This is a genomic window from Luteitalea sp. (assembly GCA_009377605.1).
Taxonomy (GTDB): domain Bacteria; phylum Acidobacteriota; class Vicinamibacteria; order Vicinamibacterales; family Vicinamibacteraceae; genus WHTT01.
The window spans coordinates 76,468-88,661 of record WHTT01000007.1 but is presented as its reverse complement, the minus strand read 5'-3'; the positions used below and the strand labels follow the sequence as shown (position 1 = coordinate 88,661).

At 66.0% G+C, this 12,194-nt stretch carries 10 protein-coding genes; 3 read left to right on the top strand and 7 right to left on the bottom strand.

Features of this window, described 5'->3' with window-relative positions; translation table 11 throughout:
* Nucleotides 1–106: 106 nt before the first annotated feature.
* The 4 genes from GEV06_03855 to GEV06_03840 all read right to left on the bottom strand — a co-directional run bounded on the left by GEV06_03855 (nt 107) and on the right by GEV06_03840 (nt 4,908).
* Complete coding sequence (locus GEV06_03855; GenBank protein ID MPZ17038.1) at nt 107–1,561, bottom strand: hypothetical protein; 1,455 nt, start codon at nt 1,559–1,561, stop codon at nt 107–109.
* A 350-nt stretch (nt 1,562–1,911) separates the two neighbouring features.
* Nucleotides 1,912–2,430 carry a DUF1295 domain-containing protein gene (locus GEV06_03850; GenBank protein ID MPZ17037.1) on the bottom strand — a complete coding sequence of 173 codons (519 nt, stop codon included), beginning with the start codon at nt 2,428–2,430 and terminating at the stop codon, nt 1,912–1,914.
* Nucleotides 2,430–3,593, bottom strand: coding sequence for a hypothetical protein (locus GEV06_03845; GenBank protein ID MPZ17036.1), 1,164 nt, complete (start codon nt 3,591–3,593; stop codon nt 2,430–2,432). The genes GEV06_03850 and GEV06_03845 overlap by 1 nt, the downstream gene beginning before the upstream one ends.
* A gap of 25 nt (nt 3,594–3,618) precedes the next feature.
* On the bottom strand, nt 3,619–4,908 hold the full coding sequence (locus GEV06_03840; protein ID MPZ17035.1) for a beta-ketoacyl-ACP synthase II: 1,290 nt from the start codon (nt 4,906–4,908) through the stop codon (nt 3,619–3,621).
* Between the two features lie 27 nt (nt 4,909–4,935).
* On the opposite strand from GEV06_03840, the gene GEV06_03835 reads away from it, so the two are divergent.
* Complete coding sequence (locus GEV06_03835) at nt 4,936–5,667, top strand: isoprenylcysteine carboxylmethyltransferase family protein (GenBank protein ID MPZ17034.1); 732 nt, start codon at nt 4,936–4,938, stop codon at nt 5,665–5,667.
* Between the two features lie 3 nt (nt 5,668–5,670).
* On the opposite strand, the gene GEV06_03830 is transcribed toward GEV06_03835, so the two are convergent.
* A complete protein-coding gene (locus tag GEV06_03830; GenBank protein MPZ17033.1) occupies nt 5,671–5,937 on the bottom strand; it encodes a hypothetical protein in 267 nt (88 codons plus the stop codon).
* A gap of 194 nt (nt 5,938–6,131) precedes the next feature.
* Between GEV06_03830 and lon the strand changes: the two genes are divergently transcribed.
* A complete protein-coding gene (gene lon, locus GEV06_03825; protein MPZ17032.1) occupies nt 6,132–8,741 on the top strand; it encodes an endopeptidase La in 2,610 nt (869 codons plus the stop codon).
* On the opposite strand, the gene GEV06_03820 is transcribed toward lon, so the two are convergent.
* Complete coding sequence (locus GEV06_03820; GenBank protein MPZ17031.1) at nt 8,717–9,595, bottom strand: GNAT family N-acetyltransferase; 879 nt, start codon at nt 9,593–9,595, stop codon at nt 8,717–8,719. The two genes, lon and GEV06_03820, sit on opposite strands and share 25 nt — an antisense overlap.
* Before the next feature lie 115 nt (nt 9,596–9,710).
* On the opposite strand from GEV06_03820, the gene menC reads away from it, so the two are divergent.
* Nucleotides 9,711–10,838, top strand: coding sequence for an o-succinylbenzoate synthase (gene menC, locus GEV06_03815; GenBank protein ID MPZ17030.1), 1,128 nt, complete (start codon nt 9,711–9,713; stop codon nt 10,836–10,838).
* Between the two features lie 123 nt (nt 10,839–10,961).
* On the opposite strand, the gene GEV06_03810 is transcribed toward menC, so the two are convergent.
* Entirely contained in the window at nt 10,962–12,122 is a 1,161-nt protein-coding gene (locus GEV06_03810) for a M20/M25/M40 family metallo-hydrolase (GenBank protein ID MPZ17029.1), read from the bottom strand.
* Between the last annotated feature and the right edge of the window lie 72 nt (nt 12,123–12,194).

The window sequence follows — 12,194 nt, the reverse complement described above, 5'->3', positions numbered from 1 at the left end:
GGTTCTTGGTTCTTGGTTCTTGGTTCTTGGTTCGGCGTTCGGCGTTCGGCGTTCGGCGTTCGGCGTTCGGGCGGCGTCGGATGTTCCACCTCTCGAGACGAGCGCGTCAGACGAGCGGACGCCAGGTGAAGTGCATCGCGGCAAAGGCACCCTGCAAGAGCAGCGCGACCGTGGCCCACTGCTGGCATGCTGCCGGGGACAATCGCCAGCCGAGATAGAGGAACACCGGGAAGAGCGTTGCCACCAATCGGCCAGTGGACATGAAGCCGCCAGCAAACAGCGGCGGGCCAAGGTTCAGCAAGATAAACGCCGCATACGGAAGACCAAGCCATCGCCCGACCGGCCAGGCGCACGCCAGAGCTCCTAGCGCGGCCGCGGCGTTGAGAAACGCGTAAGGTGAGTTTTGCGTCAGCGTGTCGACGCCTCGCAACTGCAACACGTAGAAGAACTGTCCTAGGCTCTCCTGGATTCCAAGGTATTCGCGTCCCCACGCCTCTTGGGCCTCTGCCCAGGCGAACCACTGTCCCGTCAAGGCGTACAGCCAGGCCGTGTGCGCCAGCATCGCCGCGCCTGGCACGGCAGCGACGAGGCCGCCGGGCACCAACGTTCGCAGGTCCCATCCGCGCCCAGGCGATTCCGCGCGCATCTGCTTCGCGAGCGCGAGGCCGATGAGGGCAAGTGACACGCTCAGGAAGCAGCCGTTCGGCCGCACGAGCCCAACCAGCGCGCCCCAGGACGCCGCCTGGATCCACTCCCGTCGACGATAGTGATAGAACGCCCCGAGCGAACCGAGGAGAAACAGCGACTCCGTGTAAACCGCGCTGAAGAACAGCGCGAACGGGAACGTCGCCAGCAGTACGAGCGCGCGCGCGGTGGCCTCGTTGCCGTCGCCGCCAGAGGTGCCCGCCGCAGTCACGGGCGCGTGGCTTCCGGGCGGCATGCGTGGAACGAGCTCGCGACCGAGGCGGAACAAGTAGCGCTGCGCGAGAAAGAAGCTCCACAGCGAGATCACGACGCCAGCCCACAACCAGCTCGAATCGCTGCGCTCGCTCAGCGTCAGGTACGACTCGTTCGACGCTGGTCGTCCGGCGGCACCAAGCAACGCGCCGCCAACGCGCATGAGCATGGGGTATGCCGGAAAGAAGGCGGCGTTCTGGTAGCCTCCGGTGGCGGAGTCGTACTCGTAGCCGTTCTTGGCAATGCCGAGATACCACATCGCATCCCAGCGTGCCGGCAAGTTCAGCCACTCGTGCTCGCTCACCCGGACCGGCGCCTCACCTCGGGGGAACCCAATGATCAGCGTGGCGAAGTACGCGGCCACCAGCACCGTCAAGCGCGTGCTCCACCAGGTTGGCCAGGCTGCCAGGGTCGCCGGATCGCGCCAGAAGCGCTGCGCGCGCTCGCGTGCGTCGGCGAGCCAGGACGGCCGGCGCACGATCGCGTGCCGAACGCCAACCGCCACGAGCAACAGGATCACCACTCGCCACACCGACGTGGCCGAGATCCGGGTATCGGCGATCGTCAACCGAAAGCCGTTGTGCAGGACGGCCGAACAGAGCACGACGAGGAGGAGCGCGGAAATGACGTCGAGCGCTCGTGCCCAGCGTGGAAGGGCGTGGGACGGTGACGGGGTGATGGGGTGAGGGGGTGAGGGGGTGAGGGGGTGACTCGGTGACACGGTGACAGGGTGAGGGGGTGGCTCGGTAATCGGGGTGGACGTCGAACCGGATTGCTCGTTCTGCGCTCGATCGGAAGACTCCGTATCGGGCGCACGGGCGGGCTGCTGTGCATTGTCACTCTTTACCTTGTCCCTTGGCACACTTGTCACCCTGTCGTCCTGCCCCCGTCTCACCCCTCACCCTGTCACCCTGTCACCCCGTCACCCCGTCACCCCGTCACCCCGTCACCCTGTCACCCCGCCACCTTGTCCCCCGTTTCACCGAGCGCCCGTTCCTCAATGGCAATTCGCCGCCGCAGGATCGTGGCAAATAGCACGGATGATACCAGGCCCGCCACGAGCGCCGACATCATCAGCGCTATGGCAATGATCTCAGCCATGACGCCGATATAGTTCGGATGACGCAGCCAACGGTAGATGCCTCGTCTTGTCGGCACGCTGCCGGGAGGCACGAGCACGCGGAACGTCCAACGCGGGCCGAGCGTTGCGATCGCCGCATACTTCAGGGCTTTCGCAAAGACGAAGAGAAGGAGTCCGGCGGCCGCCATGCCCGACCAGGTCACGTGCCGCAGCGCGCCCTCCACAATCATGGCGACGAAGATCGTCGGATACACGATCTGCATCACGGGATACACGTCGCCTCGCGGCTCGGACGCGCCGGCTGCGCGCAAGGACCGCTCGTTCGTGCGCGACCGGCGCGTCTCGATCAACATGGGAACGGCTACCAGCAGGAGTGTGACGAGGGGAAGCATCAGGGGAAGAATGGGCCTGTCCCCTTTCTCCAAGGCAGGTCGCCCGCAAAGAGGATGAGGCGCTCGATGAGACTGGGAGCGATCGACGCAGTGTGCTCGCTCATCCGCACGCTCCACGGCGACGACACCAGCGTGCGCACGGCACGATTGAACCGCAGCTTGCCGGACAGCTGCGTGCGCCGGCGACGAGCGAGACGCTCGTGCGCTCTGTCGTCAGCCCGACCGGCCCACACTTCGAGCGCTGTCTCCGCCGCGAGCAGCGCGCTGGTGAACGCCAGCCGCAATCCGTCGCCGGTCATCGGGTCGACGAAGCCGGCCGCATCACCTGCAAGCAAGAGACCGTTCACGCCTGCCCGACCGCCTTCCACAGCCAAGGGGCCCAGCGTGGTCGTGGTTGCGACCAGCCGCGCCCCAGCAAACCGAGGGCCGAGCAGAGCATCCTGCCGCACGGCTTCGACGAGCCGGCTGGTCGGACTGGCGAAGCCTCGGCGATCTGCGGTGACCAGACAGGCGTTCGCGAGCCCCCCTGGAACCGGGGCTACACCCAGATAGTGATCCGGCCGTACGTGCATCTCACCGAACGGCTCGAGACCCACGACGCCCTCGAAGTACCCGCCGATGGCCCAGCGGCGTGGCTGTTTCGGGTGACGCGTCAAGCCCAAGGCCAACGCCATCGTCGATCGGCGCCCATCGGCAGCGATCGTGACCGGTGCGGCGACGCGCAGCGGTCGGCCGTCTGCTGCCGACAGCACCACGCCACGGACCCACGGCTTTCCGTCGCGGGTCTCGACGAGCGGTGCGCGAACAACAACACCCTCCTCGATGCGCGCACCGGCTCGGGCGGCCGCCTCGACCAATCGCATGTCGAGATTGCGCCGCGCGATCGACAACCCGTGAGAGGACGGAGGATAGCGAGCACATATGGACACCCCGCGCCCGGTCAAGCGCATACCGTCGATGCGCAGTGCGGCGTGCTCGACCGCGTCCGCGAGGCCAAGCCGCCGGAGGATGGCCACCGCACCAGGATTGAGCGCGTCGCCGCAAAGCTTGTGTCGCGGGAAGCGTGCACGATCCAGCACGAGCACGCGCATGCCACGCTCGGCCATCACCTTGGCCGCGATCGCCCCCGCAGGTCCCGCTCCAACGACGAGCGCGTCAATCATGCCTCAAGACCCGTCACGCCAGCCCTCAGGAGGCCCGTCCCAAGACAACAGCGCTGTTCTTCGATCCAAAGCCGAGGCAGTTGCACAGGGCGGCTTCGACGGAGGCTTCACGGCCGACGTTGGGGATGACGTCGAGATCACACTCGGGATCCGGCTCGAATTGGTTGATCGTCGGCGGCAGGAAGCCCCGCTCGAGTGCCAACGCTGCCGTCACGATGCCACAGGCGCCGCTGGCACCCTGCGGATGGCCGATCATCGACTTGGTGGAGGAGCCGCACACGTCGGCGGCGCCGCGCCCGAAGAGCCGACGGACACATCGCATCTCGACGGTATCGTTGAGCGGTGTCGACGTGCCGTGAAAGTTCACGTAGCCGATTTCCTGCGGCCGACGGCCGGCGCGCTCGAGCGCGAGCTGCATGGCTCGCACGATCTCGTCACCGTTGGGATCCATCTGCACGCGATGGTAGGCGTCGCAGGTCGAGCCGTACCCGTCGAGACATGCGTAGATATGGGCGCCGCGGGCACGGGCGCGCGTCTCGCACTCGAGGACGACCATCCAGGCGCCCTCGCCCAGGACGAAGCCATCTCGGCCCCGGTCGAACGGACGCGACGCGGTCTCGGGCGCGTCGTTGTATCGGGTGGCCATCACACCCATCCGCGAAAAGCCGTACATCATGCCGGGGGTGACACAGGCGTCGACGCCACCGGAGAGCAACACGCCAGCCTCCCCGCTCCGCAGCTGCGCCATCGCATAGCCGACGGCGTCGGTCGAGCTCGTGCAGCCGGTGGACAGGACATGGCTGACACCGCGGAGCTGCAACGCAATCGAGATCTCGCTCGAAAGCATCCCCACGATGGAAACAGGAATCGCGTAAGGGGTGACGCGGCGGCCGCGTCCGGCGAAGAACTCGCGGTACTGTCGCTCGCCGAGCTCGATGCCACCGCCACCGCTGCCGATGAGCACGCCGGCCTCCGACTCGCCCAGGCAGAGGCCCGCATCCGCCCAGGCTTCGCGCGCCGCTATGACGCCAGCCAGCGACGCACGCGAGTAGCGCCGCGCGTCCGCACGCTCGGCTGTGGCGCCGTGTCCATTGTCGGCGTCGTGCCTCGCTGCCACCGTCGGTGCATCCTCAACCGACAACGCCGGGAGCGGCGCCGCCACCTGGCACGCAAAGAGGGACGGGTCGAAGTCCTCGACGCGGCGGGTTCCGCTGACGCCCCGGACAACCTGAGCCCAGAACCGCTCGCGACCGACGCCATACGGCGAGACGACGCCGATTCCGGTGATCGCAATGCGCGGCGCGGCGGGAGGCATGATTTACCTTCTTATAATAGACGCACGATGGCCGTCCGCACCCGTGGAGCTGACAGGCTGCTCGCCTGGGGCGGTGCCGTCAGCTTTCTCATCTCCCTCGCATTTGGTGTCGCGTCATATCTAGGACCGTTTGGACGCCCGATCCCGCTGCGAGCCTGGCCCGACGAAGCGGAAGCCATCGCCATCAACATCGGGCTCTTCACGCTCTTTGCCGCGCATCACAGCGTCATGGCCCGTGGGCGTGCCAAGGCGTGGATCAAGTCTATCCTGCCGAGCCACCTCGAGCGCTCCACGTATGTCTGGATTGCCAGCCTGCTGTTCCTGATGGTGTGTGGATTGTGGCGGCCGGTCGGAGGCGAGGTGTACCGCCTCGAGAGCCTGGCGGCGGTGGCGGCCGTCGCGCTACAGGCAGCGGGTGTGCTGCTGACGGCCGCCGGCGTGTCGATTCTGAGCTGGTCTGAGCTGGCGGGCGTTCGTCAGGCCCTTCAGGCCACCACCCACGAGGTCGGCGAGGGGCACAAGACCTTCTCGCGCGGCGTCTATGGTTTCGTGCGACATCCCCTCTATCTCGGGTGGATGCTGATGACCCTCGGCACGCCTCATTTGACGGGAACCCGTCTCGTGTTTGGCGTAGTCAGCTCGGCATATCTTCTCGCTGCGATTCCTTGGGAAGAGCGCTCGCTCATTGCGGAGCACGGCGAGCCGTATCTGCGCTATCGCAGCCAGGTCCGGTGGCGGGTCGTTCCCGGGATTTACTGAGGGCTACAGGAAGACGAGCGAGTGCTGCGACGGAATCTCGAAGCGTCCCCGGCAGCGCGCACACACCACCTCGTCATCGATACGCAGCAGATAATCGCGCAGCTTCGCGAACAGCGCGCGGTCGCGCTCGTCTGCCCCTGCCGGCAGGCGATCCTTACGAACACGTCTCACCCAACGGACCTGATAATCCCCTCGATGCCGGCATCGGGGGCAGGTGAGCTGCATGGGTCGTCGCTCGGTCTGCTCGCGGAAGAACTCACGCTCTGGAATCGCCATATCGCTTCGAAGCATTTTAGTGGACTGTCTCCATCATTTGTAAACCACCTGGCGGGCGGCCTCCCGGCGGACGCCGTCCGCGGGCGGGTCTCGGTCGACCGCCGGGCATGTGATAGAAGTGGAAGGGGGGAAAAAGGGTACCCGGTTCCTTTTCCCCCTACCTAGACGGTAATCTTCTGCGTCCACACATGTCCGACACGACGACCCGGTCCACCGATTCAACGCTGCCAGCCGAGCTGCCAGCACTCCCGCTGCGCAACACGGTGGTGCTGCCGCTGACCATCCAGCCGCTCGCCGTCGACCGGCCGCACTCGATCGAAGCCGTGAATCGTGCGCTCACCGGTGACCGCATGATCCTGCTCGCCCTGCAGCGGGGCGATGCGGCGCAGCCCGGCGAAGAGGATTTGCGCCGCGTCGGCACGGTCGGCGTCATTCGCCAGATGGCCAAGGGCCAAGCTGGGCTGCAAGTCCTCGTGGAGGGGCTGGCGCGCGTGCGAGTGACCGGTTACATGACCGGAGACAACCACCTGCGCGCGAGCATCACACCCGCGCCTGAGCCGGTCGATCCGTCCCTCGAGCTCGAAGCATACATGCGGCGCCTCCGCGAGCTCACCGAGCGCGCGCTCTCGCTCGCGACGGGTATTCCGTCCGATCTGCGGCCTTTGCTCGAAAGCATCGAGGAGCCGCTACGCCTCTGCTACGTCCTGGCCTCGATGCTCGACATGAAAGCCGAGGACAAGCAGCTCCTCCTCGAGGAAGATGACCTGTTGGTCAAGGTCCGAGCCGTCACGCAGTCGCTCAGCCGCGAGGTCGAGCTGCTCGCGCTCAAGGGCAAGATCGAGTCCGAGGCGCAGCAAGAGATGTCGGATCAACAGCGGCAGTACTACCTGCGTCAGCAGTTGAAGAAGATTCGAGAGGAGCTGGGCGAAACCGAAGGCGAGGAGGTGCAGGACCTCCGCCAGCGCGTCGAGGAGGCGAAGCTGCCCGAGCATGTGGCGTCGGCGGTTGGCCGCGAGATCGATCGGCTCGAGCGTATGCCTCCCGCCTCGCCGGACTACCAGATGATCCGCACCTATCTCGACTGGGTGTTGGAAGTTCCATGGTCCGTGACCACTGAAGACCGCCTCGACCCCGTCGCGGCGCAACAGGTGTTGGACGAGGATCACTACGACTTGGCGAAAGTCAAAGAGCGCATCGTCGAATACTTGGCCGTTCGAAAGCTCAAGGGCGACCTCAAGGGACCCATTTTGTGCTTCGTAGGCCCTCCCGGCGTGGGCAAAACGTCGCTGGGCCAGTCGATTGCGCGTGCGATGAACCGCAAGTTCGTGCGCATCTCCCTCGGTGGCGTGCGTGACGAGGCGGAGATCCGAGGCCACCGCCGAACCTATATCGGTTCCATGCCGGGCCGCATCATCCAGGCGCTCAAGCAGGCGGGATCGGCGAATCCTGTGTTCATGCTGGACGAGATCGACAAGCTCGCCGCCGGATTCCAGGGTGACCCCGCTGCCGCGCTGCTCGAGGTGCTCGACCCCGCGCAGAACAACACATTTCGTGATCACTATCTCGAGGTCCCGTTCGACCTGTCGCGTGTGCTATTCATCACGACCGCCAATCAGCTCGGTCCCGTGCATCCGGCGCTGCAGGATCGTATGGAAGTGATCACGCTGGGTGGCTACACGGAAGGGGAAAAGGTCCACATTGCGCGGCAATACCTCATTCCGCGCCAAGTGCAGGAACATGGCCTCGCCGAGGGGAGCGTCGAAATCACCGAGCCGGCGCTCCGGCGGATCATCACGGGGTACACGCGGGAAGCCGGCGTACGCAATCTCGAGCGACAGATCGGAACCGTCGCGCGAAAGATTGCCGCGCGCATTGCCGGCGTGCTCCCTGAGCAGGAGCGATCGCCGGAGGGGACAACGGCCCGCCCCAACACGACAGCCTCGCCGATGTCGGAAGCGGTCGGTCGGATCGAAGCGCGCGTCGCAAACCAGACGCCCTCGAGTGCAGCGCCACAGGCGACCATCGTCGCCTCGTCTGCCGAAGTGCGAAGCACGGACGCGGAGAACACCGTATCGCCAAGCCTTCCGCAGCACTGGACCGTGGACGCCGACGACATCCCTGGCTATCTCGGCCCACCACGGATTCGGTCGGAGACGGCGTTCCGAACGTCCAGACCGGGCGTCGCCACCGGCCTGGCCTGGACGGAGGCCGGTGGCGACGTGTTGTTCGTCGAAGCGACCCTCGTGCCCGGCGGCAGCGGTCAGCTCGTGCTCACCGGGCAGCTCGGCGACGTGATGCAGGAATCCGCCCGGGCCGCGCTCAGCCATGTGCGCGCATCGGCTACCGGACTCGGGATTCCCACGGACTTTCTGCGCAAGCACGACATTCACGTGCACGTGCCGGCCGGCGCAATTCCCAAGGACGGCCCGTCGGCCGGCGTGACCATGGCCACGGCCATCGTGTCGGCCGCCACCAATATCTCCGTTCGCGACGACGTGGCGATGACCGGCGAGATCACGCTCTCTGGGCTGGTCCTCCCGGTTGGCGGCATTCGTGAAAAGGCTCTCGCCGCAAAGCGCCATGGGATCAAGACGCTCATCATGCCGGACCACAACCGACAGGACCTCGACGAGCTGCCGGCCGAGGCGCGCGACGAGATGACGTTCGTGCCGGTTGGCACGCTCGAGGAAGTGCTGAAGGTCGCTATGCCTGCCCCAGCAAGGGGTCAGGAATCCGGGGCGAGAAGCGCGCCGAAGGCGAGCGAAGGCCGGAATCAGGTCCCTCGCACGAAGAGATAGGCACCGGCTCGTACGTCGGGCCATCGTACCAACTGGACGCCGCGATAGCCGGCAACGAGGATCCGCGCGAACAGAGGACGCGTCGCCAGACGCCACCGGAGCGCGCGCTCCGGAGCCTCCAACAGCATGCGCGAGAAGTCGTCCGGCACGCACACCAACAGGCGATCGGCTCCAAGGGGTCGATCGGCCACGTCATGGCACGTCGGCCATCCTCCTTCGATGTACACGGGGTTCACTACCGGAACGTCGTGTAGGTCTCCTGCATCCTCAGGGCGTGGGACCACAGGCTCACGGGTTGCCGGCCAGTGCACGATGAGCCGGTCGGTTGGGGTACCGCGATGCAACGGGCTCGTAGACTCGCCGTACGCATTCTCGACGAACTCGGCCGCAACCGCGCCAAGCTTGTTCAAATTGAGGTGAGCGTTCGCCACTTGCAGCGGATCGAAAGTCCAGTGGATCTCGGCAAATCCACCTTCGGAGACGAGACGACGCTGCTCCATCTTGAGCCGATAACCGAGACCGACGCCGCGATGCGCAGGCGATACGCCCAGCATGTGCGACCAGTGGATCCAGCGCCCAAGACGACGACCCGGCATCGAGTACGCGAACCCGACCATGCGGTCCTCGTCGAACGCTCCCAGCACCAGCGCGCCGCACTTGATCGTCGCGACGAGCATCGTCACGGGAATCAGATCGACATCATCGTACCGCCAGACCGCTCGCTCCAGCGCACTGACCTGGGACAACTCCTCGGCGCTGCCGAGCACACGAAACTCGACGGCCGTGTGGCAAGCTGTCACGTCTTGGGTATTGTTCATAACGACTGGCGTTCCCGCACACTTGATTGTACTCATCCCGATTCCTGATTCCTGATCTACAGTGTGTCAACGTACGGCGCCGATTTCGCCTTCCGCACGGAGAGATATGACCGTTACCGCCCCAGCCCGCTCGCTTGCCCTTTCCGCGCCTCTGACGATCGATCGGGTCGAGCTTCGCATGCTCCGGCTGGAGCTCGTTCGTCCGTTCGAGACCAGCTTTGGATCAACCGCGTCCCGGCTGGTCCCCCTCGTCTTGCTTCACGCCGACGGCCTCACAGGTTGGGGCGAGATTGTCGCCTTGGAAGAGCCACTCTTCAACTACGAGACGGTTCGCACAGCCTGTTTGGTGGTCGAAGAGCACTTCGCACCCGCGTTGCTCGGTACCCCGCTCCGGACGCTCGACGACTTCGGCACTGCGCTGCGCCGCTTTCGAGGTCACCCGATGGCACGTGCAGGGCTGGAGCTGGCGTGGGTCGACCTCATTGCACGGGCAAGCGGCCAGTCAGTGGCACAGCTGCTTGGCGGGGTTCGCCCGCGTGTGGACGTGGGCGTGAGCCTTGGTATCGAGGCGACCGTCGACTTGCTGGCGGACCTGGTCGCGCAGCATCTCGCACAAGGCTATCGGCGCATCAAGGTGAAGATCAAGCCAGGATGGGACCTCGACATCGTGGCCACGCTCCGCGCTCGGTTCCCGGACATCCTCCTCTCGGTCGATGCGAATGCCGCGTACACGCTCGCGGATGCCGATCACCTGGCGGCGCTCGACGGGCACGGCCTACTCATGATCGAGCAGCCGCTGTCGCACGATGACCTGGTCGATCACGCGGCTCTCCAGCGCCGGGTGAACACTGCGCTCTGCCTCGACGAGAGCGTCACGAATCAACGGATGGCGCAGCACGCGCTGGAGCTCGGAAGCTGTCGCATCATCAACATCAAAGTGAGTCGCGTGGGCGGTTACCGCGAGGCGCTCGCAATCCACGACCTGTGTGTCGCACGAGGCGTGCCGGTCTGGTGCGGCGGCATGCTGGAAACCGGCATCGGACGCGCGCACAACCTTGCGCTCGCCAGCTTGCAGGGGTTTACGCTGCCGGGCGACATCTCGGCCAGCCGCCGCTACTATGCCCGCGACGTGTTGGCGCAGCCCATCGAGGTCGCGCCGGACGGGACCGTCGATGTGCCTGCCGGTCTCGGCATCGGCGTGGAAATCGACACCGACTACATCGAGTCGCAAATGGTCGACCGTCTAGAAGTCGGGCGGCAGAGGCGCGTGCGGGGGTGACCGGTGACGGGGTGACAGGGTCACGACGCGATAAAGCGCATTAGACCACAGCGTGTCGGACATGCCGCCAGACATGGGGCCAGCGACCGGGCGTAAGCGCGCCGAGGCCGCCGGCGCCTACCCCTAGGGCCCGTCAGGCCCTTCCGCCGATGCGCCAACCACTCGTGCAATCACTCCCGCCACGAGCGCGGCGCGCGGAACCAATGCGTCCAAGATGACGTGCTCGTGCCGCGCATGAGGACCCTCCCCCACTGCACCGATCCCGTCGAGTGTGGGGACGCCAAGCGCCGCCGTAAAGTTGCCATCCGACGCGCCGCCAGTCGAGCCCTCGGTCAAGGTGAGCCCGAGCTCGGAAGCGGCTTCCAAGGCTGTCGCGAAGAGCTCTGCGATATGCGGTCCGCGCTCCATCGGGGGACGATTCAAGCCACCACTCACGGTCACGCTGGTACCGGGCACGAAGGCGGCCAGTTCGGCCAAGGCGCGGCTCATCCGCTCCGCTTCTGCCGCGGTCGTCACGCGGACGTCCACGATCGCCCGAGCGCGCTCGGCCACGACGTTCGCGCGAGTACCACCGTCGATCACTCCGACGTTGACAGTCGTCCCGCGCGAGGGATCCGCCAGGCGCTGCACGGAGAGAATTTGATGGGCGAGCTCGGTGATCGCGCTCGCTCCGGCGCCTGGGTCCACGCCGGCGTGCGCCGCGACGCCCGCGACCTCGATCACGAACTCTCCCACGCCCTTGCGGCTCGTTTTGAGGCCGCCGCCGGATAGAGAGGGCTCGAGAACCAGCACTGCGATGCTCTCTCGCGCCTCGCGTTCGACGAGCGCCCGCGACGCGTCGCTGCCAATCTCTTCATCACTCGTGATCAACAGACGCAGCCGCGTCCCACTGGCGGCGCCACACTGCACCACCGCACACGCGGCGAGCATGGCAATGCCAAGACCCGCCTTCATGTCGAGCACGCCCGGACCGAACAATCGCCCGTCGCTCCGATCGACCGGCATCCGCGCCAGCGTGCCGACCGGCCATACCGTGTCGTAATGGCCCAGGAGCAGCACTTGGCGCGAGCCGGCACCGAAGTCCGCCATCACGATATCTCCCACGGTCTCTTGCGCGACAATGTCGACGTGGGCGCCGAGCGACCGGAGGTGGGCGACGAGCTGACGGCCGCAGCGATCGGCGGCACCTTTGTCGACACTCGGCGATTCATTTCGCGCCAGATCTTCGATCGTCGCGATCAGCCACTCCTCCCGCGCGCGGCAGTGCTCCAGCAAGCAAATCATGCTCGGTATGATAGCGCTCAATTGCGCGACATCACGGGGCTGCGCCCACATCATCACATCGTCTCGGCCAAA

Excerpts from the sequence above, each read along its gene's own strand:
- GEV06_03850 (MPZ17037.1), bottom strand. The coding sequence starts at position 2,430 with ATGCTTCCCCTCGTCACACTCCTGCTGGTAGCCGTTCCCATGTTGATC.
- GEV06_03820 (MPZ17031.1), bottom strand. The coding sequence starts at position 9,595 with ATGAGTACAATCAAGTGTGCGGGAACGCCAGTCGTTATGAACAATACC.
- GEV06_03835 (MPZ17034.1), top strand. The coding sequence starts at position 4,936 with ATGGCCGTCCGCACCCGTGGAGCTGACAGGCTGCTCGCCTGGGGCGGT.
- GEV06_03845 (MPZ17036.1), bottom strand. The coding sequence starts at position 3,593 with ATGATTGACGCGCTCGTCGTTGGAGCGGGACCTGCGGGGGCGATCGCG.
- GEV06_03810 (MPZ17029.1), bottom strand. The coding sequence starts at position 12,122 with ATGATTTGCTTGCTGGAGCACTGCCGCGCGCGGGAGGAGTGGCTGATC.
- lon (MPZ17032.1), top strand. The coding sequence starts at position 6,132 with ATGTCCGACACGACGACCCGGTCCACCGATTCAACGCTGCCAGCCGAG.
- GEV06_03840 (MPZ17035.1), bottom strand. The coding sequence starts at position 4,908 with ATGCCTCCCGCCGCGCCGCGCATTGCGATCACCGGAATCGGCGTCGTC.